Source organism: Streptomyces sp. NPDC001401 (assembly GCF_042895385.1).
Classification (GTDB): Bacteria; Actinomycetota; Actinomycetes; order Streptomycetales; family Streptomycetaceae; genus Streptomyces.
Genome location: NZ_JBIAWI010000003.1, coordinates 237,886 through 264,323, shown reverse-complemented (window position 1 = coordinate 264,323; position 26,438 = coordinate 237,886). Strand labels below are relative to the sequence as shown.

The following is a 26,438-nucleotide window of genomic DNA, read 5'->3' as shown; positions in this document are numbered from 1 at the left end:
AGCCGCATATTGATAGCCCGCGCCCCTTCAGGGCGGTGCCGGACCGCCGGCTTGGTCAGAGCGGCGTGAGGTGCCCCGGATCCGAAGGCTGCCGGGGGACCAACGCCGGTTCCGGTGTCGCCGTTTCCGGCCGTAGTGCCAGGACCGCGGCCACCGGGTGCTCCTCATCGACCGTGCCGGCGGGAGCAACCGCAGCGACGGGAGAGGGAGTTACCCGGGTCAGCAGTACGACGCCCCAGGATGCAAGTGCCGCGCCCGCGAGGGCGAGCAGGATGCCCTCCGCGCCGCCGCGCAGGCCCTGTCCGAGCAGTGTGAGGCCGATCACCGAGGCCGCCACCGGGTTGGACAGCGTCACCATCGCGAGCGGGGCACCGAGCCCGCCCCGGTACGCCGTCTGGGACAGCAGCAGTCCGCCCACCGCGAAGGCGGCCACCAGCACCGCCACCAGGACGACCTGCAGGCTCAGCGCGGAGCCCGAGCGGTCGGTCGCGGCCACCGTCACGGTCTGCGTGAGCGCCGACGCGACGCCCGAGGCGAACCCGGAGGCGGTGGCGTGCCGCAGGCCCGGCCGGGCACCCGGCCGCGACAGCAGCCCGATCAGCGCGGCCGTGGACCCCGCGACCGCCAGCGCCTCGGTCAGGCTCAGCACCTGCTCGGGGGCCGACCCGGAGGCGGTGACCAGCAGCGCGGCCAGCCCGGCCAGCGTCAGCGCGGTGCCCCGCCACTCGGTCGCGCTGACCTTCCGCCCGGCCGCCCGCGCCCCCATCGGCACGGCGGCGACCAGCGTGAGCGCGCCGAGCGGCTGAACGACGGTGAGCGGACCGTACTTGAGGGCCACGACGTGCAGCAGGGCCGCGCCGGCGTTGAGGCCGACCGACGCCCACCAGGCGCCCGTGCCCAGCAGGCGCAGCATGCCGGTGTCGGAGCTGCGGGAGGCGAGCCGCTCCTGGGCCACCGCCGCGGCCGCGTAGGCGACGGCGGAGACCAGCGAGAGGGCGACGGCGACGAGTGTGGCGGTCATCGGCCCGCTCCTACGAGGACGTTGTCGTCGGCGACGGGTGCGGCGAGCTTCTCGCTGCCGCGCCCGGCCGTGGTGACGGTGCGGTGCGGCCGGTGGATCAGCGCCAGCGCGGCACCGAGCATGGCGGTCGCGACGATCGCGTCGAGCCAGTAGTGGTTCGCCGTGCCCACGATGACCAGCAGTGTCACCAGCGGATGCAGCAGCCACAGCCAGCGCCAGCGGGACCGGGTGGCCGCGATCAGGCCGATCGCGACCATCAGGGCCCAGCCGAAGTGCAGTGACGGCATCGCCGCGAACTGGTTCGAGAGGTGGTCCGAGGACGGCGGGCCGTACACCGAAGGCCCGTACACGTGCGCCGTGTCGACGAGACCGGTGGCGGCCAGCATCCGCGGCGGGGCGAGCGGGAACAGGAAGGGCAGCACCAGGGCGGCGGAGGTGACCGTGGCGAGGACCCGGCGGGCCCACACGTAGTGCGCGGGGCGCCGCAGGTAGAGCCAGATCAGGAAGGCCGCGGTGGCCGGGAAGTGGACGGTCGCGTAGTAGGTGTTCGCCAGGCGCACCAGCGTGTCGCTGTGCAGCAGCACGGACTGCACCGCGCCCTCGCCGGGCAGATGGAGCGTCCGTTCCAGGTCCCACACGCGGTGCGCGTTGCGAAGGGCTTCGCCGGTGTGGCCGGTCGCCAGCTGACGGCCGAACTTGTAGACGAGGAAGAGCCCTGCGACGAGCAGGAACTCACGGACGACCGGAGGCCGCGCTATCGCGTCGGTCTCTCCTTCTGCTTCTGCAGGCTCGGTGCGGGCATTCATCCCCCGGCCCCTTCGCTGACGGTGGTGCGTGTGCTGGTACGTGGTGAGACCCGGGCCGGAGCCCGAACTCATCGGTACGCTTGCGTGCCGAAACGAAAGCGTTCCGATACGGGAGTGTACCGATACGCGGCCGTTCCGGTACACTGGCGTATCGATTGAGGTAGGACACACTGGATCCAGGGAATAGATCCAGCGGATGCAGCGGACAGAGCGGGACGAGAGGCAAGGGAGAAGAGCAGATGACGTCGCAGGCCGCGGACGGACCGGAGACGGTCGCCGCCTCGCGCCGCTCCAAGATCACGCGCGAGCGTGAGCAGGAGTTCTTCGACGCCGTCCTCGAGCAGATCCGCGAATGCGGATACGAAGCCGTCACCATGGAAGGGGTCGCCGCCAGCACGCGCTGCAGCAAGTCCACGCTGTACCGCCAGTGGAAGACGAAGCCCCAGTTCGTGGTGGCCGCCCTGCGCTCCCGCCGCAAGGCCCGCTTCGAGGGGATCGACACCGGATCGCTCGCGGACGACCTGCGCGAGGCCGCGCGGGCCGTGGGCCGCTGGTCGCTGAACGACACCAAGCTGCTGCAGGCCCTCGGGCACGCCGTCACCCAGGACGCCGACCTCGCCAAGGCACTGCGGGAGGCGCTCGTCGACCCGGAGATCGCCGCGCTGAAGGAGATCCTCAGGCGCGGGGTCGAGCGTGGCGAGGTCACCGCCGACCATCCGGCGCTGGAGTACATCCCGGCGCAGATGTTCGGCGTCGTGCGCGCCCGGCCCGTCGTGGACGGCGAGTACGCCGACCCCGACTACCTGGTCCGCTTCGTCGAGGCCGCAGTGCTTCCGGCACTGGGACTCACCTGAGAATCAGGCCGCCGTCCATGGGATGACTGGACGGCGACCTGCTCGCGCCGCACCGTGGGGACGGGGGCGGCGCGTACCCCCCGGCCGGGTGGGGCTCCTCTTGAGCGGAGGGGTGCCCCACCCGGCCGACCGGTGTCCGGGGCGGTTCACACCTTCTGGCCGTTGCCGCCGCCGGTCGACACCTTGATGCCCTTGGTGATGTCGTCGATCACGGACAGCTTCTGGCCGACGTCGACGCCGAAGCGGACGATGACGATCTGTTGCGGGTCCGCGGGGGAGGGGAAGGCGAGCGACTCGACATAGCCGTCGGCACCCTTGCTGGTGACCGCCTTCCAGCGGACCAGGTAGCCCTTCTGTCCGGCCACGGTGACCGCCTTGGACTCGAGCACGTCGTGCGAGGTGATCGAGCCGTAGACCTTGCCGTAGTTCTGCTCGGCGTTCGCCGAGATGTCGGCCTTCGCGACCGCCTCGGCCGTGCTGTCCTGGTGTTTCAACGCCAGAGCCGGCGCCGAGAACGCCCCGCCCTTCGTGCAGGTCTGGGTGGTGTCGCCGGGGCACTTGTAGGAGTCGTTGGACGAGATCTGCGCGCCGGCCTCGGTCTGCTGGCCGTACCAGCCGTCCGGGATGGGCAGGCTGATCCCGCTGATCGCGTCGGTCACCGAACCGCTCTCGATCTTCGGAGCCTCGGACTGACCGGGGGCGGGCGGCTGGGTCCCGCCCGAACCGCCCGAGCCACCGTTGCCGCCGCCCGGACCACCCTGGCCGCCCTGACCGCCGCCCGGGCCACCCTGGCCGCCGGTGCCGCCCTGTCCCTGCTGCGAGTTGACGTTGCCGCCGCCCGAACTGTCGTTGCCCGCCAGCGCGTACACACCCACACCGATGCATGCGAGGACGACCACGGCCGCCCCGACGGCAATGCCCGTGCGCAGACCGCGCCGCGGAGCGGCCGGCGGCTGGGCGGGGTATGCCGGATAGCCGGGATATGCCGCATAGGCCGGATCCGCCGGAAGGGCAGTGCTCGCCGGATCCGCCCCGGCCGTCGGCGTCTGCGCCGGGGGACCCCATACGGTGGCCGACCCCGCCGGGCGGGTCCGGTCCGTCCATGCCTTGCCGTCCCACCAGCGCTCGGTGGCGGGACCCTCACTTGTCTGCCCCGGATCGGGATACCACCCGGGAGGAGTCACCTGCGTCATGCCCCCACCGTATGAGGCCTCGGTGAAAGCGGGATGAGAGGATTCCGGATTCAGGTCACCACCAGCCGTTTCGGCGCCCGCGCGACCGGCGCCGGCAGCCGCAGTCCGTCCCGGCCGGGTGTGATCGAACCGAGCACGCTCGCATGCCGCGCCCCGGTGCTCGCGGGCTCGGTGCCCGCCAGACCGTGCGCGGTCAGGAACCCGAGCACGGCGAACGCGTACGCCTCCTTCGCGTCCGACACCAGCCCCAGCTCGTCGGAGCTGCGCACCGCCAGCCCCGGCAGCCGCTGCCCCAGCATCCCCATGAGCACCGGGTTGCGGACCCCGCCGCCCGAGGCGATCACCTCGGTGGCGCGCAGGGCGAGCACGGCGTCCGCGACCGTCCGCGCGGTGAGCATGGTCAGCGTGGCGACCACGTCCTCGGCCCGGAGCGTCCCGAAACCGGCCAGCGCGTCCCGCAGATAGCCGAGGTGGAACAGTTCCTTGCCCGTCGTCTTGGGCGCGGGCAGCGCGTAGTACGGCTCCTCCAGCAGCCGCCGCAGCAGCGGTTCGTGGACGGTGCCGCGAGCGGCCAGCGCGCCGTCGACGTCGTAGGCCATGGTCCCGCCGCTGAACCCCCGTGCCGCCGCGTCGATCAGCGCACACGCGGGCCCGGTGTCGAAGGCCGTGCCGTCGGGTGCGGTGAGGTTGGCGATGCCGCCGAGGTTCAGGGCGACGGGGGTGCCGGGGCGGCCGCGCAGCCAGAGCAGGTCGACCAGGCCGACCAGGGGTGCGCCCTGGCCGCCGGCGGCGATGTCGCGCGGCCGGAAGTCGGCGACCACCGGCAGCCCGGTCGCCTCGGCGATCCAGGCGGGCTGCCCGAGCTGCAGCGTGCCGTGCACCTTGCCGCCGTCCGTCCAGTGGTAGACGGTCTGCCCGTGCGAGGCCACCAACTCGGCCTGCCCGTCGCACAGTTCACGGTCCGCCCGGACGGCCGCCGCCGCGAAGGCCTGTCCGATCCCCGTGTCGAGCCGGCACACCTCCGCAAGCGACGTGGCACCCGGCGGCAGCGCGGCCGCGAGCGCCTCCCGCAGCTCCTCGTCGTAGGCCTCGCTCACCATTCCCAGCGGCTCCAGTACGAGGCTGTCGCCGACGAGGCTCAGATCGGCCGCCGCCGCGTCGATGGCGTCGTAGGACGTGCCCGACATCAGACCGATCACCCGCATCCGCTCAACCCGCTTTCCGTTTCGGTGCCTTGACCAGGGCGAGGACGCTCACCGCGCACGTCGCCGCCGCGTAGTACCCGGGGACGTCGACGTTCCCGGTCCGCTTGACGGTTTCCGTAATGATGAGCCCGGCACAGCCCGAGAACACGGCATTCGAGAGTGCGTAGGCGAGTCCCAGGCCCGTGTAGCGCACGTTCGTGGGGAAGAGCTCCGAGAGCATCGCCGGTCCCGGCCCCGCCATCAGTCCGACCACCGCACCCGCCGCGAACACCGCCGCACCCTTCACGGTGTTCGAAGTCCCCGTGTTCTGAAGGAGGTTGAGCAGCGGCAGGGACAGGAGCGCCACCAGCAGCGCCCCCGTCAGCATCACCGTCCGCCGCCCCACCCGGTCGCTCAGCAAGCCTGCCGGGACGATCGTGACCGCGAAGCCCGAGTTGGCCAACACGGTTGCGATCAGTGCCTGTTGGAAGCTGGCGCCGAGGGTGCTCTGCAGATACGACGGCAGCACGACCAGGAAGGTGTACCCGGCCGCCGCCCAGCCCATGATCCTGGCCGCGCCCAGTGCGATGGCGCCGGCGACCTCGCGCCGGGGTGGGCTCGCGGTGTCGGTCTCGCGCCGGAACGCGGGCGTCTCCTCCAGCCGCAGTCTCAGCCACAGCGCCGCCAGCCCGAGCGGCAACGTCAGCAGGAACGGCACCCGCCAGCCCCAGTCGCCGAGCTGCTCCTCCGTCAGAAGAGAGCCCAGCAGCGCCGCCACCCCCGCACCGCCCAGCAGCCCCAGCGCCACCGTGAACGACTGCCACGACCCGTACAGCCCGCGCCGGCCCGGCGGTGCGGACTCCGTCATCACCGCCACCGCACCACCGAACTCCCCACCCGCCGACAGCCCCTGAAGCACCCTCAGAAACGTCAGCAGCCACGGAGCAAGAGCCCCGACGCTCGCATACGTCGGCAGCGCACCGATCAGCGTCGTCGCGACCGTCATCAGCACGATCACCAGGATCAGCACCGGACGCCGGCCCATCCGGTCGCCCAGCCGCCCGAACAGGGCAGCCCCGACCGGCCGGAAGAAGAACGCCAGCGCGAACGACGCATACGTCTTCACCAGCGCCTCGACCTCGCTGCCGCCCTCCGGGGTGAAGAACCGTGCCGCGATCACGGTCGCGAAGTATCCGTAGACCCCGAACTCGTACCACTCGACCAGGTTGCCCACCGAACCCGCCGCCAGGGCCCGTACCGCAGACGAGTCCCGCACGGCCCGGCGTTGTCCGAAAAACAGCGTCATTTCAGCGCCTTTTGACTGTCGGTTACCTTCGCACAGGCAGATCACCAGCTTCATGCGTCGCCTGCCTGCACCCGCTGTCACCCATCACGGCAACAGCTACCCGGACCGGCCTCCACTTCCGCAATCGGACGGCTACGCTCGATGTCTGTACGTCGTTCGGGCGACTTGGGGAGGTAGCGGGATGACGGAGGTCCGGCCCATGGAGGCCGCCTCGGCCTCCCTGTGGGAGCGCGACGAGGAGATCGCCGCCGTCGAGCAGGCGATCGACACCCTGTGCGCCGACCGCTCGTCCTCGGGCAGTCTGCTGATGGTCCGGGGCGAGGCGGGACTCGGCAAGACCGCCCTGCTGGCCGAGACCCGCCGCATCGCCGAACGGCGCAACTGCACGGTGTGGTCGGCCCGCGGCGGCGAGACCCTCAGATCCGTCCCCTTCAACGTGGTACGGCAGTTGTTGCAGCCCGCGCTGGTGTCGCTGATGCCGGAGGAGGCCCGCGAGTACCTCGGCGACTGGTACGACATCGCCGGCCCCGCCCTCGGGCTGACGGAGCCGGGCGAACGCCAGGCCGACCCGCAGGGCGTGTGCGACGGCCTGGTCGCCGGGGTGCGCCGGCTGGCCCGCCGCGACTGGCCGCTGGTCCTGCTGATCGACGACGCGCACTGGGCCGACCAGGAGACGCTGCGCTGGCTCGCCGCGTTCGCCGAGCGGCTCGACGACCTGTCCGTCCTGGTCGTGGTCGCCAGGCGGCCCGGCGAGGTCAGCGGCGAGAGCGCCCGCCACCTCGACGCGGTCGCCGCCGCCGCGGGCCGCCCCGACGCCACCCTGAGCGCCCTCACCCCGGACGCCACCGCCGGCCTCACCCGCGCCACCCTCGGCGCGCACGCCGACGCCCCGTTCTGCCGCGAGGTCTGGGCCGTCACCGGCGGCAACCCGTACGAGACCGTGGAACTCCTCGCCAAGGTCCAGGACAGTGAACTGGAGCCGACCGAGGGCGCCGCCGCCGAACTGCGCGCCCTCAACCGCTCGGCCCGCGGCGGCGGTCTCGTCGCCCGCCTCGAGGAACTCGGCATCGACGCCACCCGGTTCGCCTGGGCGGCGGCCATCCTCGGCACCGGCATCTCCGTCGGTCTGGTCGCCGAGCTCGCCACCATGGACCAGGACGACGCGCTGCGCTGCGCCGAACTGCTGCAGGGCGCCCGCATCCTCACCGAACCCGACCCGGCGAGCGCCCAGGCCGGGGACGGCGACCTGGAGTTCGTGCACCCGCTGATCGCCACCGCCGTCTACAACTCCATCCCGGACGCCCTGCGCACCGCCATGCACGGTATCGCCGCCCAGGTCGTCACGGAGTCCGGACTCGGCGCCGCCATGGCCTCCCGGCACCTTCTCCAGGTACACCCGGACGACGACGAGGAACTCGTCGAGCAGCTGCGCGAAGCCGCCCGCGAACACCTCGCCGTCGGCGCCCCGGACGCGGCCCGCCGCTGCCTGGAGCGCGCCCTGCTGGAACCGCCCGTTCCAGAGGTCCACGCGCGCGTGCTCTTCGAACTCGGCTGCGCCACCCTCCTGACCGCGCCCGCCACCACCATCGACCACCTGCAGTCCGCGCTCGGCATGCCCGGCCTCGACGGCGACGAGCGCGTCGACGCCGTCTTCCGCCTCTCCCAGGCCCTCCTCCACAACGACCAGATGGAAGAGGCCGTCCGCACGGTCGAGGCGGAGGCCGCCCGGCACGAGCAGGGGCCCGCCAAGATGCGGCTGCAGGCCGTGCAGTACATGTGGGAGGGCATCTACGCGGGCGAGTCGACCTCGCCGGGACGCTCCCAGCGCCTCGCCGACCTCGCCTCGACCTGCACCGGCCGCGACAACTCCGAGCGTGCCCTGCTCATGCTGCGCGGCTTCGACGCCCTGCTCCGCGGCGAGAACGCCGAGGAGGTCGTCGAACTGTGCGACCGCGCTCTCGTCAACGGCCGCCTCGCACCCGGACTCGGCTGGACCGACACCGAGTGGGGCATCGAACTCCTGCTGATGCTCGGCAACTCCTACACCTACACCGACCGCCTCGACCGTGCCGAGAGCCTGTACAACGAGGCCCTGCGCACCTACGAGTCGGCCGGCTGGAGCGGCGGCCACCTCGCCCTGGCCCACGCCCACGTCGGCATCGCCCACCGCAGGCGCGGCCGGCTGCGGGAGGCCGAGGAGTCCCTGCGCGAGTCGCTGCGCCTCGCCGAGCGCGTCGGCCGCGGACTGCCCCTGTACTGGTGCATCTCCTGCAACCTCGTCGAGGTCCTGCTCGCCCGTGGCCATGTCGACGACGCCTGGGCGATCGCCGACCAGACCGGCTTCGCGCCGCCCTACACCTACGCCATGGTGATGCCGGACCCGCGGTCCGTGCGCGGCCGGCTGCTGCTCGCCGTCGGCCGCACCAAGGACGGCATCAACGAACTGGAGGAGGCCGAGAAGGCCGTCGTCGCGCGCGGTCACCACAACCCGGTGCTCGTCCCCTGGGCCCTCGACCTCGCCCGGGCCCTCGCCTCGGAGGACCCGGCCCGAGCGGGTCGGCTCGCCGCGGATGTCCGCCGGCAGGCCGAGCTGTTCGGTACGGACACCGCCATCGGGGAGGCTCTGCGGTGCGCTGCCGCGCTGGAGACCGGGCAACGGGCCGTACGGCTGGCGGCGCAGGCCGTGGCGTATCTGGAGGCCTCGCCCTGCCAGTACGAGCATGCGGCGGCGCGTATCGAGTACGGGATCGCTGCGAGGTCTGTTTCTGAGCTGAATCGAGGGTTGGCGCTGGCTCGGTCGTGCGGGGCGGACGGGTTGGTGGCGAAGGCTCAGGAGGTGCTGGAAGTGGGCCGCGGGTTGCGCTGAAGAGCTCGGTACGAAAGGTGCTACGGCGACTGAGGGTCGTTTGTGGCTGGGCGCGCCCACGCGGCGGAGCCGCATATCGACACAGCCCCGCGCCCCTTAAGGGCGGCTACAGCGCGAGGAGTTGGTCTGTGACCGCCGACAGGCGTTTCTGCACCTCGCTGTCGTACGTTGCCTCGTGTGCCCTCGACGGGCTTGTGCCGTCGAAGTAGGCGCCTGTACCCAGGTCCTGCGTTGCCAGGGCCAGTACTCCCGGCGCGCCGTCGGCCACCGTGTTCCACGGTGTGACCCCACCCTCGCGCACCATCGCCGTGTCCATGAAGGTCGCCGGGTGGAGCACGTTCACCGAGACACCCGTGCCCGCCAACTCCTCGGCGAGGGCGAACGTATGGGCCGCCAGGGCGAACTTTGCGCGGCGGTATGCGGCGAAGCCGTCGTAGCCGCGGCGGAATTCGATGTCGTCGAAGTCGAGGGGGTCCTGGCCGACCGAGCCCACGTTGACGATTCGGGAGGGTGTGTTCGCGCGCAGAACGGGCAGCAGGGCGCGGGTGAGTACGACCGGTGCCAGGTAGTTCACGGCGAGGCGCAGTTCGTGGCCGTCGGTGCTCAGTTCGCGCTCCGCGCCGGGCGCGCCCGCTCCCACGCCCGCGTTGTTGATCAGGACGTCGAGGTCGGGGTGGGCGTCGGTGACGTGGGCGGCCAGCTCGCGTACCTGGGTCAGTGAGGCGAGGTCGGCGACGTATCCCTCGGCGTCGCCCTCGGTGCGCAGCTCCTCGACCAGCTGCTCCGTACGGCCCGGATCGCGGCCGTGAGCGAGGACGACGTGTCCGGAGCGGACCAGCTCGAAGGCGACGTAGCGGCCGAGGCCGGAGGTGGCGCCGGTGATCAGGATGGTGGACATGTCTCCACCGTAGGCACGCGGTGGAGACATGTGCGAGGTGCTGCTGAAGCTACGACCAGCAGGGTCACCCTCAGGGCCGGTCTAGAGGTCGTCCTCCTCCGCCAGCACCCGCTGGGCCACCGCGAACGCGGAGTTCGCCGCCGGGACCCCGCAGTACACGGCCGTCTGCAGCAGTACGGCGCCGATCTCCTCGGGGGTGAGCCCGTTGCGCCGGGCCGCCCGCACGTGCATGGCCAGCTCGTCGTAGTGCCCGTGCGCGACCAGCGCCGTCAGTGTGATCATGCTGCGTTCGCGGCGGCTGAGCGTCGGGTCGGTCCAGATCTCGCCCCAGGCGTAGCGCGAGATGAAGTCCTGGAAGCGGGCGGTGAAGGGCGTCTGCCGGGCCTGCGCCCGATCCACGTGCGTATCGCCGAGCACCTCCCGCCGTACCTCCATCCCGCGCTTGGCGCCGCCGCCGAGGTGCGCACGGAGGGCTGTCAGCACGGCCTCCGGGCACTGGGCGGGCGCCAGATGTGCGGCGTGCGGAAGCTCGACCAGCGTGGTGGAGCCGGACACGGCGTCCGCGATCTCCCGCAGATGGGGCGGCGGGGTCGCCTTGTCCTCGCGTCCGGCGATCAGCAGCGTGCGCACGGAGATCTCCGGGAGCCGGTCGCGCAGGTCGAAGGCGGCCAGCGCCTCACAGCAGGCGGCGTACGCCTCGGGGTCGGCCTCCGCCTGGTCCCGCACCAGCTCCGGCACAGTGAAGCCGGGTGTGAACCACCGGGCGTCGGCACTCGCCACGAGCGAGCCCAGCCCCTCGCGCCGCACCAGCTCGGCCCGCTCCTCCCACGGCTTCGAGCCATTGAAGTGCGCGGAAGAACAGATCACGGCCAGCGAGGACACCCGCTCCGGGTGGTGGAGGGCAAGATGCAGGCCCACGGCACCGCCGAGCGACACCCCGGCGTACGCGAACCGCTCGATCCCGAGCGAGTCGGCGAGCGCGAGCACCAGGTCGGCGAGGTCACCGACGGTCGCGCCGGGGCCGATCAGGCCGGGCGCGGACCCGCCGTGCCCCGGCAGGTCCCAGCGGACGACCCGGTGGGTGATGGACAGCTCGGGCGCCACCTTGTCCCACAGCGCGTACGACGTCCCGAGCGAGGGCCCGAGCAGCAGCGGGGGAGCGGAAGTGGGCCCCTCGGTACGGTGGTTGAGGAGTTTCTCGGTCAACGTCGCTCCAGGGCACGGTCGGTGAGGACTCCGGCGGAGCCGGTGTAACGGGCGGGATCGGTTAGCTCGTCGAGGTCCACGTCCTTCAACTCCGGCTCCTCGGCGAGCAGTTCGGCCAGCGGGCGGCCCTCGGTGTAGGTGCGCTTGGCGAGGCCCGTGAGCAGGGTCTTGGCGCGGGCGCGGCCGAGGACGGGGGCCAGCTCGGCGGACAGCCGCTCCGAGACGATCAACCCGCGGGTGAGGCCCAGGTGTTCACGCATCACGTGCGCATGCACCCGCAGCCCCTCCATCAGTTCGGCGGCGTCGCGGGCCGCTCCGCCGACCAGCCGCAGCAGCTCCCGGAGCGGCTCCCACTCGGCGTGCCAGGCCCCGGCCGGCCGCTCGTCCTCGGCGGCCAGCGACCCGTACAGCGTGGCCGCGAGCTGCGGAGCCCGCCGGGCCGCGGCCGCGATCAGCGTGGACCGTACGGGGTTCGCCTTGTGCGGCATGGCCGACGAACCGCCGCCACTGCCCTCCGCGACCTCGGCGATCTCGGTACGGCCGAGGGCCAGGACGTCCGCGGCCGCCTTGCCCAGCGCCCCGGCCGCGAAGGCCAGACATCCGGCGAGATCGGCGATCGGCGTGCGCAGGGTGTGCCAGGGCAGGAGCGGCTCCCGAAGCCCGAGTTCGTGGGCGTAGGCCGCCGTCAGGGCCTGCGTGTCCTGGGCGCCGTACACGGTGAATGCCGCCAACGTCCCTGCCGCGCCGCCGAGTTGGGCGGGCAGCGAGTCCCGTACGGTCTTGATCCGGTCCCGTGCGTCGAGGGTGAGCGACCGCCAGCCGGCCGCCTTCAGCCCGAACGTCGTCGGTACGGCGTGCTGGGTGAGCGTCCTCCCCGGCATCGCGGTGTCGCGGTGCTCGGCGGCCAGCCGGGCCAGCGCCCGTTCGGTGCGGTCGAGGTCGGCGAGGATCAGGTCCAGGGTGCGCACGGCCACCAGCATCGTCGCCGTGTCCATGATGTCCTGGCTGGTCGCGCCCCGGTGGACGTAGGGCCCGTACTCCTCGCCGACCGCCCTCGTCAGATCGGCGACCAGGGGGATGACCGGGTTGCCGCCGCCGCGGGCGCGCTCGGCGAGGGAGCGTACGTCGAAACGGGCGGCGTCGGCCGCCTCGGTCACCGCGGTCGCCGCCTCGGCCGGAGCGAGGGCGAGAGCGGACTGGGCCCGGGTGAGGGCGGCCTCCGCGTCGAGCAGGGCCTGCAGGAAGGCCGCGTCGCCGGTTGCGGAGGCAGCGGGGGAGCCTGCCCACCCGGGGGCGAGCAGGCCGGTGTCGTCGGAACCGACAGAGGTCACTTGAACTCCAGGAAGACCGTCTCGCCTTCGCCCTGAAGGCGGATGTCGAAACGGTATGTGCCCTTGCCGTCGTCCTTCGCGATCAGCGTGCCGCGTCGCCCGTCCGGCACCTGGGACAGCACCGGGTCCGCGGCGAGCACCGCCTCGTCACCGGGCAGATAGATCCGGGTGAACAGGTGCACCAGCAGCCCGCGCGCGAAGACGCACACGCTGATGTACGGCGCACTCTGCCCGCGTGCGCCGGGCCGCAGCGTCCGCGCATACCAGTGGCCGTTGGCGTCCGTCTGGATGCGCCCCCAGCCGGTGAACTCCACCCCGTTGCGGCCCAGGTAGCCTCCGCTCGCCGGGTCACGCCGGATCGAACCGTCCACCTGCGGGACGTTGCCGTCGGGGTCGGCGCCCCACAGCTCCACGAAGGCGTCCGGCAGTGGGTTGCCCTCGCCGTCGTACACATAGCCCTGGACGGTGATCGTGTCCGGGTGGCCGACCGGGGCGATGTCGCCGCCGCCGGGGAAGGGCAGGGCGTGGCCGTAGAAGGGGCCGACCGTGTGCGACGGGGTCGGGAGCACGGTCTCCGGACGGCTCGTGTCGATCTTCGTCATGGCAGGTCAGCGCCCTTCTTCGATCCAGGTGGCGTTCGGCCCGTCGAGCACGATGTCCCAGTGGTAGCCCATCGAGAACTCCGGCACGGACAGGCCGTGGTCGTACGTCGCGACCAGCCGCTGCCGGGCCGCGTCGTCCGTCACCGACTGGATGATCGGGTCGTACGGGAACAGCGGGTCGCTCGGGAAGTACATCTGCGTCACGAGCCGCTGGGTGAACGCCGTGCCGAAGAGCGAGAAGTGGATGTGCGCGGGTCGCCAGGCGTTGAGGTGCTGGCGCCACGGGTACGGGCCCGGCTGCACGGTGGTGAAGTGGTACTGCCCGTCGCCGTCGGTCAGCGTGCGGCCGACACCCGTGAAGTTCGGGTCCAGCGGGGCGTCGTGCTGTTCGCGCTGGTGCGCGTAGCGGCCGGCCGAGTTGGCCTGCCAGATCTCGACGAGCTGGCCGCGGATCGGGCGGCCGTCGCGGTCCAGCAGCCGGCCGGAGACGGTGATGCGCTCACCGATCGGCTCGCCGGTGTGCTGCTTGGTGAGGTCGTTGTCGATCTCGGTGATGTCGCGCTCGCCGAAGGCGGGGGAGGACAGCTCCACCAGCTCCGGGTCCTTCGTCACGTCGATGGTGATCGGCGGCTGCTTGGGGTGACGCAGGACGGACGAGCGGTACGGCGCGTAGTCGCGGCGCGGCTGGTGCTCGACGGGCGCACCGTCGGCGATCCGCTTCTCGTACGCGGCGTGCTCGGCCGCGATCTCCTGGTCGATGTCTTGCTGGGTGAGAGTCATGGGAGGTTCCTCGGGGGTTCTTAGCGTTCGAGGACGAGGGCGAGGCCCTGGCCGACGCCGATGCAGAGGGTGGCGACGCCAACTCCCGCTCCCTTGCGGGCGAGTTGGTGGGCGACGGTCCCGGCGAGCCGGGCACCGGACGCGCCGAGCGGGTGGCCCAGGGCGATGGCGCCGCCCTGCGGGTTGAGGATCGCGGGGTCGAACTCGGGCCATTCGGCGACGCAGCCGAGCACCTGGGCGGCGAAGGCCTCGTTGAGTTCGAGGACGGACAGGTCGGCGAAGGTCTTGCCCGCCTTGGCCAGGGCGCGGTTGACGGCCTCGACCGGGGCGAGCCCGAAGTAGTGCGGGTCGAGGGCGTTCACCCCGGTGGCGGAGATCCGGGCCAGCGGCTCGCGGCCGGTGGCCTTCAGGCCTTCCTCGTCGACCAGGAGCAGGGCGGCGGCACCGTCGTTCAGGGGAGACGCGTTGCCCGCGGTGACGGTGCCGTTCTCCGTGCGGAAGGACGGCTTGAGCTTGGCCATCGCGGTCAGGGAGGCGTCCGGGCGGATGCACTCGTCGGCGGCGAAGACCACCGGGTCGCCCTTGCGCTGCGGGATGCTCACCGGCGCCAACTCGGCCTCGAACAGGCCCTGTTGCTGTGCCGTGGCCGCCTTGCGGTGGGAGGCGAGGGCGAATTCGTCCTGCTGCTCTCGGCTGATCTTGTGCTTGTCGGCGATCAGTTCGGCGGACTCGCCCAGCGGGATGGTCCACTGCGGGTCCATCCTTGGGTTGACCATGCGCCAGCCCAGCGTGGTGGAGTACAGCTCGGCGTGGCCGGCCGGGAAGGGCCGGTCGTTCTTGGGCAGTACGTACGGCGCCCTCGTCATCGACTCCACCCCGCCCGCCACGGCGATCGAGGCGTCGCCGACGGCGATGGCGCGGGCCGCCTGGATGACCGCCTCCAGGCCGGAGGCGCACAGCCGGTTGACCGTCACGCCCGGCACGGAGGTGGGCAGTCCGGCGAGCAGGGCGGCCATGCGGCCAACGTTGCGGTTCTCCTCGCCCGCCCCGTTGGCGTTGCCGAAGTACACGTCCTCGATCCGGGACGGCTCCAAGTCGGGCGTGCGGGCGAGGAGTTCGCGGATGGCGTGGGCGGCCAGGTCGTCCGGGCGGATGGATGCGAGGCCGCCGTTGTAGCGGCCGATCGGCGTGCGGACCGCGTCGACGATGTAAACCGTGTTCACAGCAGGTCCTCCGGGACGGTCAGCTTGGCGTCGGTCTTGGCGACGACCTCGTCAACGGCCACACCGGGCGCGACCTCGGTCAACACCAGCCCGTCCGGTGTCACGTCGATCACGCCCAGATCGGTGATGACTCGGTTCACACACGCTTTGCCTGTGAGCGGCAGCGCGCACTCCTCGAGGATCTTCGGGCTGCCGTCCTTCGCGGTGTGCGTCATCACCACGATCACGGTGCGGGCCCCGTGCACCAGGTCCATCGCCCCGCCGATGCCGGTGACCAGTTTGCCCGGGATCGCCCAGTTGGCGAGGTCACCGCCCGCGGACACCTGCATCGCACCCAGCACCGCGACATCGATGTGCCCGCCCCGGATCATCGAGAAGGACAGCGCCGAGTCGAAGAAGGAGGCGCCCGGCAGGACCGTCACGGTCTCCTTCCCGGCATTGATCAGATCCGGGTCGACGGCGTCCTCGGCCGGGTACGGGCCGGTGCCCAGGATCCCGTTCTCCGACTCCAGGACCACCTCGACGCCCTCGGGGAGGTAGTTGGGGATCAGCGTCGGCAGGCCGATGCCCAGATTGACGTACTGCCCGTCCTGCAGCTCGCGCGCGGCCCGGGCGGCCATCTGCTCACGTGTCCAGGCCATCAGCTGCTCACCGTCCGCTGCTCGATCTTCTTGTCCGCCGCCTGCTCCGCCGTCAAGGCGACCACCCGCTGCACGAAGATCCCGGGCAGATGCACCGCATCCGGATCGATCTCCCCCGGCTCCACCAACTCCTCCACCTCGGCGATCGTCACCCGCCCGGCCATCGCGGCGAGGGGGTTGAAGTTCCGGGTCGACTTGTTGAACACCAGGTTCCCGTGCCGGTCCCCCTTCGCCGCCCGCACCAGCGCGAAGTCGGTGCGGATGCCGCGCTCCAGCACGTATTCGGTGCCGTCGAACTCCCGCACCTCCTTCGGCGGCGAGGCCAGCGCGACGCCGCCCTCACCGTCGTAGCGCCAGGGCAGCCCGCCGTCGGCGACCTGCGTCCCCACCCCCGCGGGGGTGAAGAAGGCGGGGATACCGGCGCCGCCGGCCCGCAGCCGCTCCGCCAGCGTGCCCTGCGGGATCAGTTCCACCTCCAGCTCCCCGGCCAGATACTGCCGCGCGAACTCCTTGTTCCCGCCGATGTAGGAGCCGGTCACCCGGGCGATCCGCCCCGCCGCCAGCAGCACCGCAAGGCCGGTCTCCATCGCCCCGCAGTTGTTGGAGACGACGCCGAGGCCGGTGACCTCGCGCTCGTACAGCGCCTGGATCAGCACGTTGGGCACACCGCTCAGTCCGAAGCCGCCGACGGCGAGTGTCGCGCCGTCCGGCACATCGGCCACCGCCTCCGCGGCCGTGGCGACCACCTTGTCCATCCGTGAAGCCCCATCCCGTCCGAGCGCCCGGTCACGAATTAATCAGGGCACTGAGTATTTCGGTGAAGTTTCTTTCACGCTGCCACTGTCGCGGCGCAGCGTCAAGACCCAGGGGAACTGCAAGGTCAGCGGTGCGGACAGTGCTACAGACAGTCGATGGGGCACCCGGTATCGTTCAGTGCACCAACGAATTCGACCTCGGGAGCGCACATGGCCGCGGTGGACCTCACCACCCACCCCGGGCACCTGGCCCGGCGGCTGCAGCAGGCCCACTACCTGCTGTGGAACACGATGGTCTCGGAGGAGATCACCTCGCCGCAGTTCGCGGTCCTCAACGCGCTCGTCGCCGAGCCGGGCCTGGACCAGCGCACGGTGGGGGAGCGGGTGGGGCTGGACCGGTCGACGATCGCCGAGGTGATCAGCCGGCTCGGGCGTCGCGGGCTGCTCGACAAGGTGCGTGATCCGCAGGACGGCCGCCGTTTCCTGCTGCGCCTGACCGACGACGGTGTGCGCACCCACCGCAAGCTGACCGTGCGCACGGCACGGATGAACCAGGTCTTCCTGGCGCCGCTGTCCGCCGAGGAGCAGTCGGTGTTCTTCGATCTCATCCGGCGGGTCGCCGATGCGGCCGAGGGGCTCCGCAACCCGGCGGAATCCCTCGTAACGCAGGGCTGAGCGCGCCGGACCGATCACGGGGCCTTCGCCAGGACCACCCACACCTGGCCCTTCGCGAAGTTGGCGGGCTTGCCGTCCTTCGTCGTGAACTGTGTGCCGTCGGTGGCTTTCCTGCGCTGCCAGTTGACGTCGTAGACCCGTCCGTCGCGCAGGACCTGCGCCTTCCCGGAGCCGACCGTCTCGGTGTACGGCGTGTTGTTGCCGAGCACGTCGTGGAAGGCGGACTGGCGCACCTTCACGTACTGCACGACGACCGTCGCCGGCGCCACCGGCTTTCCGTCGGCCGTCCTCGTGGGTGTCCCGTCCATCGCGACCAGGTAGCGGTGCAGGTTCGCGGACCAGGTGAAGGCGAAGCCTGCGGCAGGGTAGCGGATGGTGCGTCTGTTCTCCGGTTTGCCGCCGGCGGGTGCGGAGCCGAAGCGGAAACCGGTCGTCAGCGCCTTCGCGCCCGGTGGTGATGCCAACAGGCGGGCGGGGCGCAGGTAGAGGTTGTGCGGTGCGGGTCTGTCGGTGCCGCGGAAGTAGGCGCCGGACGCCTTTGCGGGCGGCTCCGCCTGCAGTGGCGCGCTGTTGATGAGCGGCAGCAGCTTGTGCTGCGCCCCGGAGAAGGCGAGCGTCGGATTGTGGAACTGCCGCAGCAGCTCGAGATCCGACTCGCGGGCGCTGCGCACCGGCCCGACCACCTTCGGCAGCGTGGTCGCGTATACCGCCATCAGGCGGCTCAGCCCGCCCTCGACCTGTTCCGCGTACACGACGTCCGCCGAGTCGAGCCCCGTCTGGGGCCGGGCCGCGGGCGCGTTGTCGATCTTTACGGCGAGTACGGGGGTGCCGCTGACGAGCTGCTGCGACTGCCCGGGGGTCGGCGTCTGCTGTCGGCCGCGTCCGTCCTGTGCCGGGCCGTGGTGATCCGTGCAGCCCGCCGCCAGCGCGGCCGTCGCCGTGGCGGCCAGCAGCGCCACTGCCATCGAGGCGCGTCGCGGACGCGCCAACCGTCCCGTGCTCACCGTGGCCACCACATCCCGTTGTCAATGATTGTGCGCTTATACGTTCATTGATGGCCATACCCGCTCGGTTCTGATTGTGCGCGTTCGATAGGCCCATTGGCCCTGGCCCAGCTCCGGCCCTGCTCGCCGGCCTTGCTCCTGCTCCCGCTTCGGGATGCGGCCGGGCGGGTACCCGGGCGGCACCACAGGACCGGACACACCGATGCGACGGAGGGAGCGCCACGCGATGAAGGCTGTGACCTGGCAGGGGAAGCGGGACGTGCGGGTGGAGGACGTGCCGGATCCGAGGATCCAGGAGCCGACCGACGCCGTCATCCGCATCACCTCGACGGGGCTGTGCGGCTCCGATCTGCATCTGTACGAGGTGCTCACGCCGTTCATGACGCCGGGCGACATCCTCGGACACGAACCGATGGGCGTCGTCGAGGAGGTCGGGGCCGGGGTACCGGACCTTGCGGCGGGCGACCGTGTCGTGGTGCCGTTCCAGATCGCCTGCGGCAACTGCTGGATGTGTCTCACGGGTCTGCCGACGCAGTGCGAGACCACGCAGGTGACCGGCGAGGGCATGGGCGCCGCCCTGTTCGGCTACACCCGCCTGTACGGCGCGGTGCCGGGCGCGCAGGCCGAGTACCTGCGTGTGCCACAGGCGCAGTACGGCCCGATCAAGGTCCCGGACGGTCCGCCCGACGACCGCTTCGTCTATCTCTCCGACGTCCTGCCCACCGCCTGGCAGGCGGTCTCCTACGCGGGTGTCCCGGAGGGCGGCAGCGTCGCCGTGCTCGGTCTCGGGCCGATCGGTGACATGGCCTGCCGGGTCGCCCAAGTGCGCGGCGCGGAGCGGGTGTTCGGGGTGGACCTGGTGAGCGAGCGGCTGCGCCGGGCGAAGGCGCGGGGTGTGGAGACGTACGACCTGAGGAGCTTCGACAGCGAGAAGGAACTGGTCGCCGCGATCCGTGACCGGACCGACGGCCGCGGCCCCGACGCCGTGATCGACGCGGTCGGCACCGAGGCCCACGGCAGCGCGGCCGCACGGCTGGCCCAGCAGGCCTCGGCCCTGCTGCCCCGGAAGATCGCCGGCCCGCTCGCCGAACGCCTCAGCATCGACCGGCTCGCCGCCCTGCACACCGCCATCGAGCTGGTCCGCCGCGGCGGCACGCTCTCCCTCGTCGGCGTCTACGGCGGCACGGCCGACCTGGTGCCCCTGCTGACCATGTTCGACAAGCAGATCCAGATCCGCATGGGCCAGGCCAACGTGCGCCGCTGGAGCGACGAGATCCTCCCGTACCTGACCGACGAGGACCCGCTCGGCGTCGACGACTTCGCCACCCACCGGCTGCCGCTCACGGACGCGCCGCACGCGTACGAGATGTTCCAGCGCAAGCAGGACGGTGCGGTCAAGGTGCTGATGCAGCCCTGAGCCGTTGAGTCAGCCGAGGATCTCGCGCAGGTCGTAGCGCACCGGCTCCTCCAGCTGGGCATAGGTGCAGCTCTCCGGGGTCCGGTCCGGGCGCCAGCGGCGGAAACGGGCCGTGTGCCGGAACCGCGCCCCGTTCTCCATGTGGTCGTACGCCACCTCGGCCACCCGCTCCGGCCTCAGCGGCACCCAGGACAGGTCCTTCTTGCCCGACCAGCGGCTGGGCGCGCCGGGCAGCCGGGCCGTCTCGTGCGCCGCCTCGTCGGACCAGGCCGCCCAGGGGTGCCCCTCGGCGTCCGCCATCCGCAGCGGCTCCAGCTCCTCGACCAGCTCCGCGCGCCGCTTCATGGGGAAGGCCGCCGACACGCCCACGTGCTGCATGGCGCCGCGGTCGTCGTAGAGGCCGAGCAGCAGTGAGCCGACAATCGGGCCGCTCTTGTGGAAGCGGTAGCCCGCGACGACGACGTCCGCAGTCCGCTCGTGCTTGATCTTGAACATGGCGCGCTCGTCCTGGAGATAGCGCCCGGTGAGCGGCTTGGCGATGACGCCGTCCAGGCCCGCCCCCTCGTACTGCTCGAACCAGCTCTGCGCCACGTCGATGTCGGTCGTGGCGGGGGCGAGGTGCACCGGCGCGGTGACTTCGGCCAGCGCCCGCTCCAGCAGCGCCCGCCGGTCGGTCAGCGCCACGTCCAGCAGCGACTCGTCCGCCAGCGCCAGCAGATCGAAGGCCACGAAGGACGCCGGGGTCTTCTCGGCGAGCATCCGCACCCGCGAGTCCGCCGGGTGGATGCGCTCGGTGAGCGCGTCGAAGTCGAGGTGCCCCTCCCGCGCGATCACGATCTCCCCGTCCAGCACGCACCGCTCGGGCACCCGCTCCTTCAGCGCAACGACAACCTCGGGAAAGTACCTGGTCAGCGGCTTGCCCGTACGGCTGCCGAGCTCGACCTCGGCCCCGTCGCGGAACACGATGGCCCGGAACCCGTCCCATTTCGCCTCGTAGTGCATGCCCGGCGGGATCTTCGCCACCGACTTGGCGAGCATCGGCTTCACGGGAGGCATCACCGGGAGATCCATGCCTCCGATTCTGCTCGCATACGTCGTCTGTCGCCCGGTATGCGAGGTTTACGATGTGTGCCTACCGTTGCCGTATGGGTGAAGCGGTGGAACTGGAGGCGGCCGGCCGCACCGTCCGCCTGTCCAGCCCGGACAAGATCTTCTTCCCCGAGCGCGGTTTCACCAAGCTGGACCTCGCCCGGTACTACATCGCGGTAGGCCCCGGCATCCTCCGTGCCCTGCGCAACCGGCCCACCACCCTGGAGCGCTACCCGGACGGTGTGAACGGCGAGAACTTCTTCCAGAAGCGGGCACCCAAGAACATGCCCGACTGGATCCCGACCGCCCACATCACCTTCCCCAGCGGCCGCAGCGCCGACGAGATGTGCCCCACCGAGGAGGCCGCCGTCCTGTGGGCAGCCCAGTACGGCACCCTCACCTTCCACCCCTGGCCGGTGCGCCGCGACGACGTCGACCGCCCCGACGAACTCCGCATCGACCTCGATCCGCAGCCCGGCACCGACTTCGACGACGCCGTGCGCGCGGCTTTTGAACTCCGCAACGTATTGGAGGAGTTCGGCGGCCTGCGGGGCTTCCCCAAGACCTCCGGCGGCCGCGGCCTGCACGTCTTCGTGCCGATCGAGCCGCGCTGGACCTTCACCCAGGTCCGGCGCGCCGCCATCGCGGTGGGCCGGGAGCTGGAGCGGCGGATGCCGGAGCAGGTGACCATCAAGTGGTGGAAGGAGGAGCGCGGCGAGCGCATCTTCGTCGACTACAACCAGACGGCCCGCGACCGCACCATCGCCTCCGCCTATTCCGTACGACCCCGCCCGCACGCCCCCGTCTCGGCACCCCTGACCTGGGACGAGGTCGGCGTCGCGCACCCCCAGGACTTCGACATCGCGACCATGCCCGCGCGCTTCGCCGAACTCGGCGATGTGCACGCGGACATGGACGACCACCGCTATTCGCTGGAGGCCTTGCTGGAACTTGCCCGCCGGGACGAGCACGACCACGGGCTGGGTGATCTGCCGTACCCGCCCGAGTACCCCAAGATGCCGGGGGAGCCCAAGCGGGTACAGCCGAGCCGGGCGAAGAAGACCTAGGGCCTCCCGAGGTCACCGCTCCCGAATTGGGGCAGCGCTTCGAGTGCGGCCTCGGGATCGGCCCCGGCGTCGTCGAGGACGTCCGTGGGCACGTCCGTCGGCCTCCCGGCCGCGTTGCGCAGTTCCCGCAGATCTCCGTACTGGGCCTCGACACCGCGCATGAACCTGCGGCGCAGCCGCAGCACGCGGAAGAACGGTGTCACGTTCTCCCCTATCAGTTCGAGAGCGAGCCCGGTGGAACGGGCCACGCCCATACGCGTCGCGAGGTCGGCCAGGGCGACGGGGCCCGAGCCTAGGGCCGCACGGGCAGCGAGCTCGATGCTTGAACCCTTGTCACCCCCGATGAGCACCGTGGCATGCTCGGCTGTCACTAGGTGGCTCACTACGCACCACTCCAGAGGCCAGGTCCCCGCCCAGTGGCGTCGCACGAGCTCGGTGGCCAGGAGCGGCTGTGAGGCGAGCCTTCTCTCCGCGAGTCCCCGATAGGCGACAAGGACCGAGTTGCCGCGGGTGAACTCGACGAGGGCGCCCGCCTGTCCATCGGTCAGCGCAGTGAACGGGCCGCCGGCCTGGCCCGAGGTCTTGAACACGATGTTCACCTGACCGTTGGTGCGCCAGGTCAGCTCGTCCCGTGTCGCGGGGGTGACGGATGGGACTGTGATGCCGTGCTCCTCCAGGGAACTGATGGGGACGAGACCCCCGCCGCTCACCGTGCCGATCTCGCCCAGCACGTGGCGGGCCGAGGGATGCCAGGTCACCCAGTACCCCTTGCCCCACAGGCCGGAGAGTTCGTGTATGAAGGCTCGTGCCGGATTGGCCATCAGTCGACTCCGTAGTGCTGGAAGCAGTCCGTGTAAACGCTGTCGCTGAACGGTGGATCCCCGCGCGGGAGCCGGGACGTGCCGAGCCGCTCGGCCGCCTCGGCACGGGACATGGTGGCCAGTCGCGCCCGAGCCGAGGCCAGCGCGGCTGACGGGTGCTCGGGCCCAGCCGTGTAGAAGGCATTCATGAGCAGAGCGGCCGCCCCGTCGTGCGCCGGCCACAGCGATGCCACCACGTTGCGTGCCCCGGCGACCAGAAATGCCCCCGGAAGACTGGTGAACTCGCTGGCCCCGTGCAGCCGCGGCAGCCCGGAATCACAGGCCGCGAGCACCACCAGGGCGCAGTGCGGCAGATGGAGCCGTCCGGTGATCTGCGCCGCGGTGAACAGCTCCAGACCGTCCGCCGCACGTGGTATCGGGGCGCCGAGCGGATCGCGCTCCGCGTCTGCCTCGACCTCGAGGCCGGTGCGGAAGGCGCTCAGGGCGTTGAAGTGTCCGTGGCAGGCGAAGTGCACCCGGCCCGCGGCGGGCAGCGCGGAGAGCAGCGCTCCGGTCCGTGGAGCACAGGCTTCGTAACCCAGCTCCGCGGGGATGTCACGGGCCGCGTGGCGCAGGGTGCTGGAGGGATCCGCCACCGACACCCACGGGCGGCGCCCGTCGCTGGCACGGGCGCGCAGGATCGGCAGTGCGCCGGGCGTGGGCAGGACGCTAACGGCGCAGTCGGGAAAGCGTGACGCGAGTCGCCAGTAAGGGGCTTGGAAGAGTTCGTTCTCGGGCGTGAGCATGATTCGGTCTGGGGGCCGCGCGCCGGCCTCGCCGACCACCGAGGCGATGTGCGACCACAGGGACGCGTCGAGCACGCCCAGCGCCCGTGCGGCGTCCTCCTCCGCCTCTTCACGGTCGTCCGGGTGCGCACCGAGCAGCTCCCGACGGGTGCGCTGGAGTCGGCGCAGCAGTCTCATGCGTTCCTCCTGCGGCCAGTGGGCGAACGTAGTGCTGGCCGAGCCCTCGCTGGTGAGACACGTGACGGCGACACCCTCCGGCACGGTCAGCAGATCGACGAGGACCTCACCGGGCGCAAGCGAACCGCTCAACTCGTCCAGGGGAACCGGATCGGAGCTGACGCTGAGCCTGACACCGGACCGAGCGGCCTGCCTCGTGAGCGCAGCCGCACTGTCCTCTCTCTCCGCGATCGCTTCGGCCAGATGCCGGTGTTCGGCTGCGGCCAGTTGCACGGCGGCTTCGGCGGCGCGCAGCCGAAGCATCGCATCGACGAGTTCGGACGGCCCGGCGTCCTCGACGCTTCGGCCTGCACGCAGCGCCTCGGTCATGGTGGCGGCCCGGGCCCGCTGACCGATCTCCAGCAGGGTGTCGGGTCGCGGTTCGAACCCCGCGGGATCCGCCCCGGCTGCGATCATGCCCGGGCTCGGACGGTAGCTCGCCGACGCGATGATCACAGCCACGTCGTACGCCTTGCCCAACGCGAGAGCAATGCTCTGTCGCAGCTCGGCCGCGGCGGATCGCCTGCACAGCCGCTCGCCGAGCTCCATGGCGGGACGCACTTCGGCGAGTGCCTCTTCGAGCCGCTTGCGGACCAGGAGGCAGCGGGCCAGGTTCGTTCGGCAGTGGACTTCCTGCAGCTGATCCCCAAGCCGTCGGGCGGCGCCGACGGCGACTCGGAAGGAGAGCTCGGCCTGCACAGTCCGCCCCGTCCTGAGCAGGGCAACGGCGAGACCGTGGCGCGCGGCGAGCTCGTACGACGGGTCGTGGTTGCTGCGTGCCTCCTTGAGACAGGCACGCAGCAGCGGGACGGCTTCGTCAGCCCGCTCCGGATGACGTTCGAGGAGCGCGCAGGCGCGTTGCCAGGGGGAGCCCTCTGGCTCGTTTCCCTCTGCCGAGCCCGCGCTAAGCCGATACCCCCAGTGCGCGGCCCAGTCCGGACGACCCGCTGCCTCTGCCTCGGCAGCCGCCTGCTCCATGATCTGCCGACCCCGCTCGTGGTCACCGAAGTAGCCCCAAGTAATGCCCGTCTCGCTGAGTGCGAAGGACGCGTACGACGGGTCGCCGGCGGCGAGGGCGAGAGTCCTGGCGTCCTCCAGAGCGCCCAGGGCCTCCTCGAAGCGGCCGGCCTCGCGCGCGATCACCCCGTGCCGCCCGGCGAGCCGGTACGGCTCGATCACCGGGACAGTCGCCTCGTCGACCTGGCACTCCCTGACGTGTCGGGCGGTGCGGATTGTCTCCAGCGAGTCGGCCGCACGGCCGCGCTGCATCGCAGCCTCCGCCTTTTCGAACAGCGCCATGCACAGATCAGCCCTGCTCGCCCGCTGTTCGGCCTCGGTGATGACGGAGGGAACCTCGCGGTCCAACTCCTCGTATGCTCCGGCCTTCCTGAGAACCTGCAGGCGCAACCGGCGTGCCGTCAGGCGGAGCTCGGGTGACTCGGCAAAGTATGCGACGGCCCGGTCCAGGAATCCGCGGACCCGTTCGGAGATCCGGTCGTCCGCCAACCGACGGGAGCCGAGAAGCAGGACGACGCCTTGCGCACGGGGACCGAGCGGGCGGGCAGCATGCTCGCCGAGCTCGATCATCGTGGTGGCACGCAGCACCGACGGTTCGGCTCCAATGGACCCGATGAGCTCGGCCACTTCGTTCCACCGCGTGGACGCGTCCTCCGGGTCGCCGGGAAGTTGTTCCAGCAACCGACTGGCATCGCTGCTGGACACTTTGCCGTTGAGTACGGCGGCCACGAGCCCAGCCACCCCGTGCTCGTCAGCCATCCGTCCCTGCGCTCCCGTTCTGGTCCGCCGCGAACGCGTCTGCGACGTCGGAGATGTGAGCGACGAAGTCTTCGGGCAGCGATCCGAAGACCGTTGCCCGGACCTCGTGCGGGTCTTCGCCCAGTAGCTCGGCCAGGCCCTCTGTGGTGTACATGGCGTACGCGCCGTGCACCATGACGGATTTGTCGCGGAGGTCGAGACCCGCCTGTGTCCACGCGGAAGGAGGAGCGAGGCAGCAGAGCCAGAGTCGCATCATCGCGAACTGCGGACCCTGGTCGAAGTAATACGGCAGGTACGGCAGGTGGTCGGCGAGCTTGTTCGCATACGCGCGGACCTCCGGGAACTCCCAGACTTCCCGTGGATCGTCCAGTGGAATGTCGAAGGTGATGACCAGTCGGCCGCGCATCGACCTAAGCTCTGCCATGCGCTCGGTGCCATGACGGAACTCGTGGTGTGAGAAGGCGAGAACGAACGGGTAGACGTCACCGGCGGCCAGAAGGTCGCGCGAGACCGCCATGACCACGGTCTGCGCCTCCTCGTGAGAGTCCTCCGCGACCTGCCGCGCCAGCCTGGGACTGCGCATGTCCACCTTTCCCGCTTCGAGTTCACCGGCCACCCACGCCGACAGCACGTCGTCCTCGAATGCCGCGTCGTAGGCCCAGGCGATCACGGTCGCCAACTGGCCATAGGCGTGCCAGCTGCCGACCCGGTCGATGGCCAGGGACCCCAAGGCGCGGCACGTGATGACGCTCAACTCCGGTTCCTGTCGGATTAGTTCGATCAGGGCATCCCAGTCGACCTCGGAGGTGCCTTCCGTGCGTACGACCAGCGAATCCAGCCGTTCCACGAACGCTTTCATCGCGCCTTGTCCGTCGGCGTCCTGCGGCGCTGCGCTATACCCGGACATGGTGCCCCCGTCTCC

23 protein-coding genes are annotated in these 26,438 nt (G+C 71.2%); 5 read left to right on the top strand and 18 right to left on the bottom strand.

Features of this window, described 5'->3' with window-relative positions; all coding sequences use genetic code 11:
- Window positions 1–55: 55 nt before the first annotated feature.
- Together ACFY10_RS13170 and ACFY10_RS13165 are read right to left on the bottom strand one after the other, a co-directional pair.
- Window positions 56–1,021, bottom strand: coding sequence for a hypothetical protein (locus ACFY10_RS13170; protein ID WP_390665174.1), 966 nt, complete (start codon window positions 1,019–1,021; stop codon window positions 56–58).
- Window positions 1,018–1,827: a phosphatase PAP2 family protein gene (locus ACFY10_RS13165; protein WP_390665173.1), complete on the bottom strand. Its 810-nt coding sequence runs from the start codon at window positions 1,825–1,827 to the stop codon at window positions 1,018–1,020. Before ACFY10_RS13165 ends, ACFY10_RS13170 begins: the two co-directional genes overlap by 4 nt.
- A gap of 239 nt (window positions 1,828–2,066) precedes the next feature.
- On the opposite strand from ACFY10_RS13165, the gene ACFY10_RS13160 reads away from it, so the two are divergent.
- Entirely contained in the window at window positions 2,067–2,681 is a 615-nt protein-coding gene (locus ACFY10_RS13160; RefSeq protein WP_390665172.1) for a TetR/AcrR family transcriptional regulator C-terminal ligand-binding domain-containing protein, read from the top strand.
- A 146-nt stretch (window positions 2,682–2,827) separates the two neighbouring features.
- Here the strand turns inward: ACFY10_RS13160 and ACFY10_RS13155 are convergent, their stop codons facing one another.
- The 3 genes from ACFY10_RS13155 to ACFY10_RS13145 are packed head-to-tail and all read right to left on the bottom strand — an operon-like array spanning window position 2,828 to window position 6,364.
- Complete coding sequence (locus ACFY10_RS13155; protein WP_390665171.1) at window positions 2,828–3,874, bottom strand: DUF2510 domain-containing protein; 1,047 nt, start codon at window positions 3,872–3,874, stop codon at window positions 2,828–2,830.
- Between the two features lie 50 nt (window positions 3,875–3,924).
- Window positions 3,925–5,079: an anhydro-N-acetylmuramic acid kinase gene (locus ACFY10_RS13150; RefSeq protein ID WP_390665170.1), complete on the bottom strand. Its 1,155-nt coding sequence runs from the start codon at window positions 5,077–5,079 to the stop codon at window positions 3,925–3,927.
- A gap of 4 nt (window positions 5,080–5,083) precedes the next feature.
- On the bottom strand, window positions 5,084–6,364 hold the full coding sequence (locus ACFY10_RS13145; protein WP_390665169.1) for an MFS transporter: 1,281 nt from the start codon (window positions 6,362–6,364) through the stop codon (window positions 5,084–5,086).
- A gap of 181 nt (window positions 6,365–6,545) precedes the next feature.
- On the opposite strand from ACFY10_RS13145, the gene ACFY10_RS13140 reads away from it, so the two are divergent.
- Window positions 6,546–9,230, top strand: a complete 2,685-nt coding sequence (locus ACFY10_RS13140; RefSeq protein WP_390665168.1) for an ATP-binding protein — start codon at window positions 6,546–6,548, stop codon at window positions 9,228–9,230.
- A 106-nt stretch (window positions 9,231–9,336) separates the two neighbouring features.
- Here the strand turns inward: ACFY10_RS13140 and ACFY10_RS13135 are convergent, their stop codons facing one another.
- The 8 genes from ACFY10_RS13135 to ACFY10_RS13100 form a co-directional block, all read right to left on the bottom strand.
- Window positions 9,337–10,128 carry an SDR family NAD(P)-dependent oxidoreductase gene (locus tag ACFY10_RS13135; protein ID WP_390665167.1) on the bottom strand — a complete coding sequence of 264 codons (792 nt, stop codon included), beginning with the start codon at window positions 10,126–10,128 and terminating at the stop codon, window positions 9,337–9,339.
- Window positions 10,129–10,209: 81 nt separating this feature from the next.
- The gene (pcaD, locus tag ACFY10_RS13130; RefSeq protein WP_390665166.1) at window positions 10,210–11,334 is read right to left on the bottom strand and encodes a 3-oxoadipate enol-lactonase; all 1,125 of its coding nucleotides are present in this window, start codon (window positions 11,332–11,334) and stop codon (window positions 10,210–10,212) included.
- Window positions 11,331–12,665, bottom strand: a complete 1,335-nt coding sequence (gene pcaB / locus ACFY10_RS13125; RefSeq protein WP_390665165.1) for a 3-carboxy-cis,cis-muconate cycloisomerase — start codon at window positions 12,663–12,665, stop codon at window positions 11,331–11,333. Before pcaB ends, pcaD begins: the two co-directional genes overlap by 4 nt.
- Window positions 12,662–13,267: a protocatechuate 3,4-dioxygenase subunit alpha gene (gene pcaG, locus ACFY10_RS13120; protein WP_390665164.1), complete on the bottom strand. Its 606-nt coding sequence runs from the start codon at window positions 13,265–13,267 to the stop codon at window positions 12,662–12,664. Before pcaG ends, pcaB begins: the two co-directional genes overlap by 4 nt.
- 6 nt (window positions 13,268–13,273) lie before the next feature.
- On the bottom strand, window positions 13,274–14,047 hold the full coding sequence (gene pcaH / locus ACFY10_RS13115; RefSeq protein ID WP_390665163.1) for a protocatechuate 3,4-dioxygenase subunit beta: 774 nt from the start codon (window positions 14,045–14,047) through the stop codon (window positions 13,274–13,276).
- A gap of 20 nt (window positions 14,048–14,067) precedes the next feature.
- Window positions 14,068–15,270, bottom strand: a complete 1,203-nt coding sequence (locus ACFY10_RS13110; protein ID WP_390665162.1) for a thiolase family protein — start codon at window positions 15,268–15,270, stop codon at window positions 14,068–14,070.
- Window positions 15,267–15,911 (bottom strand): CoA transferase subunit B, encoded by a 645-nt coding sequence (locus ACFY10_RS13105; RefSeq protein WP_390665161.1) that lies wholly within the window; start codon window positions 15,909–15,911, stop codon window positions 15,267–15,269. The genes ACFY10_RS13110 and ACFY10_RS13105 overlap by 4 nt, the downstream gene beginning before the upstream one ends.
- Window positions 15,911–16,666, bottom strand: a complete 756-nt coding sequence (locus ACFY10_RS13100; protein WP_390665160.1) for a CoA transferase subunit A — start codon at window positions 16,664–16,666, stop codon at window positions 15,911–15,913. Before ACFY10_RS13100 ends, ACFY10_RS13105 begins: the two co-directional genes overlap by 1 nt.
- Before the next feature lie 210 nt (window positions 16,667–16,876).
- Here ACFY10_RS13100 and ACFY10_RS13095 point away from each other — a divergent pair, with 210 nt between their 5' ends.
- Window positions 16,877–17,341: a MarR family winged helix-turn-helix transcriptional regulator gene (locus ACFY10_RS13095; RefSeq protein WP_390665159.1), complete on the top strand. Its 465-nt coding sequence runs from the start codon at window positions 16,877–16,879 to the stop codon at window positions 17,339–17,341.
- A gap of 14 nt (window positions 17,342–17,355) precedes the next feature.
- Here ACFY10_RS13095 and ACFY10_RS13090 read toward each other — a convergent pair whose 3' ends face one another.
- Window positions 17,356–18,306, bottom strand: a complete 951-nt coding sequence (locus ACFY10_RS13090) for a DUF3048 domain-containing protein (RefSeq protein WP_390665555.1) — start codon at window positions 18,304–18,306, stop codon at window positions 17,356–17,358.
- Window positions 18,307–18,571: 265 nt separating this feature from the next.
- Here ACFY10_RS13090 and ACFY10_RS13085 point away from each other — a divergent pair, with 265 nt between their 5' ends.
- Window positions 18,572–19,762 carry a zinc-dependent alcohol dehydrogenase gene (locus ACFY10_RS13085; protein WP_390665158.1) on the top strand — a complete coding sequence of 397 codons (1,191 nt, stop codon included), beginning with the start codon at window positions 18,572–18,574 and terminating at the stop codon, window positions 19,760–19,762.
- Window positions 19,763–19,771: 9 nt separating this feature from the next.
- Here the strand turns inward: ACFY10_RS13085 and ACFY10_RS13080 are convergent, their stop codons facing one another.
- On the bottom strand, window positions 19,772–20,833 hold the full coding sequence (locus ACFY10_RS13080; protein WP_390665157.1) for an ATP-dependent DNA ligase: 1,062 nt from the start codon (window positions 20,831–20,833) through the stop codon (window positions 19,772–19,774).
- A 74-nt stretch (window positions 20,834–20,907) separates the two neighbouring features.
- Here ACFY10_RS13080 and ligD point away from each other — a divergent pair, with 74 nt between their 5' ends.
- Window positions 20,908–21,918, top strand: a complete 1,011-nt coding sequence (ligD, locus tag ACFY10_RS13075) for a non-homologous end-joining DNA ligase (protein ID WP_390665156.1) — start codon at window positions 20,908–20,910, stop codon at window positions 21,916–21,918.
- Here ligD and ACFY10_RS13070 read toward each other — a convergent pair.
- From ACFY10_RS13070 to ACFY10_RS13060, 3 genes are read right to left on the bottom strand one after another with little or no spacing between them, the layout of a single operon-like run.
- Entirely contained in the window at window positions 21,915–22,739 is an 825-nt protein-coding gene (locus tag ACFY10_RS13070; protein WP_390665155.1) for a hypothetical protein, read from the bottom strand. The two genes, ligD and ACFY10_RS13070, sit on opposite strands and share 4 nt — an antisense overlap.
- The gene (locus ACFY10_RS13065; protein ID WP_390665154.1) at window positions 22,739–25,516 is read right to left on the bottom strand and encodes a CHAT domain-containing protein; all 2,778 of its coding nucleotides are present in this window, start codon (window positions 25,514–25,516) and stop codon (window positions 22,739–22,741) included. The genes ACFY10_RS13070 and ACFY10_RS13065 overlap by 1 nt, the downstream gene beginning before the upstream one ends.
- Window positions 25,509–26,423 carry a hypothetical protein gene (locus ACFY10_RS13060; RefSeq protein ID WP_390665153.1) on the bottom strand — a complete coding sequence of 305 codons (915 nt, stop codon included), beginning with the start codon at window positions 26,421–26,423 and terminating at the stop codon, window positions 25,509–25,511. Before ACFY10_RS13060 ends, ACFY10_RS13065 begins: the two co-directional genes overlap by 8 nt.
- Window positions 26,424–26,438 lie beyond the last annotated feature (15 nt).